Genomic DNA, 1,081 nt, shown 5'->3' with positions numbered 1-1,081 from the left:
CTACAAGACGGGCGAGAAGGCGACGGCGCTGTCGATCCTCGAGCGCTTCCTGAAGCTGCACCCGACCAGCCCCGCCTTCGACTACGCGCTCTACCTGCAGGGCGTCGTCAACTTCAACGACAACCTCGGCCTGTTCAGCAGCATCGCGCGGCAGGACCTGTCCGAGCGCGACCAGCAGGCCTCGAAGGACTCCTACCAGTCGTTCAAGCAGCTGGTCGACCAGTTCCCGCAGTCGAAGTACACGCCGGACGCGCAGGCGCGCATGCGCTACATCGTCAACTCGCTGGCGGCCTACGAAGTGCACGTCGCCCGCTACTACTACCGGCGCGGCGCCTACGTGGCCGCCGCCAACCGCGCCCAGCAGACGGTGCAGGAATTCCAGCAGAGCCCGGCCGCCGAAGAGGCGCTGCACATCATGGTGCTGAGCTACGACAAGCTCGGGCTGGAGCAGCTGCGCGACGACGCCGGGCGCGTGCTGCGCAAGAACTTCCCGAACAGCGAGTTCATCGCGTCGGAGCCGCTGCCGGCGACGGCCCAGTAAAGACTAGAACGGCAAGGCCTGCGCCTGCAGGCCCTCCAGCCACTCCAGGGCCTCGGCCTCGGCCATCACCCGCGTCATCGGCGGCAATGCGTCGCGCAGGCGCTTGCCGTAGTTCATCCCCGCCATGCGCGGATCGCAGATCACCAGCAGCCCGCGGTCGGTCTCGCTGCGGATCAGCCGCCCGGCGCCCTGCTTCAGCGACACCGCCGCCTCGGCGATGAAGTAGTCGGAGAACGGATTGCGGCCCTCGCTCTCCAGGCGCTTGACGCGCGCCTCGACCAGCGGATCGTTCGGCGGCGGGAACGGCAGCTTGTCGATCATCACGCACTGCAGCGCGTCGCCCGGCACGTCGATGCCCTCCCAGAAGCTCTGCGAGCCGACCAGCACCGAGCGCGGCTGCGCGAGGAACTGCTGCAGCAGCTGGCGCTTCGGCATCGAACCCTGCATCAGCACCTGGATGTTGTCGCCCTCGGATTCGAAGGTGTCGCGCAGCCGCTCGCCCACCGTCTGCAGCGCCCGCAGCGTGGTGGTCAGCACGAA

2 protein-coding genes are annotated in these 1,081 nt (G+C 68.1%); one reads left to right on the top strand and one right to left on the bottom strand.

Annotated features, from left to right (window positions below):
* Positions 1-541 (top strand): outer membrane protein assembly factor BamD (locus AC1DXV_RS34940; RefSeq protein ID WP_477938090.1); only part of this gene is annotated, 541 nt, incomplete at its 5' end.
* Positions 542-544: 3 nt separating this feature from the next.
* Here AC1DXV_RS34940 and AC1DXV_RS34935 read toward each other — a convergent pair.
* On the bottom strand, positions 545-1,081 hold a 537-nt coding region (locus AC1DXV_RS34935), incomplete at its 5' end, for an ATP-dependent DNA helicase (protein ID WP_477938089.1).

The organism is Rhizobacter sp. P3_C12 (assembly GCF_056402735.1).
The sequence above is the reverse complement of the archived record's forward strand: the minus strand, read 5'-3'. Positions and strand labels throughout refer to the sequence as shown.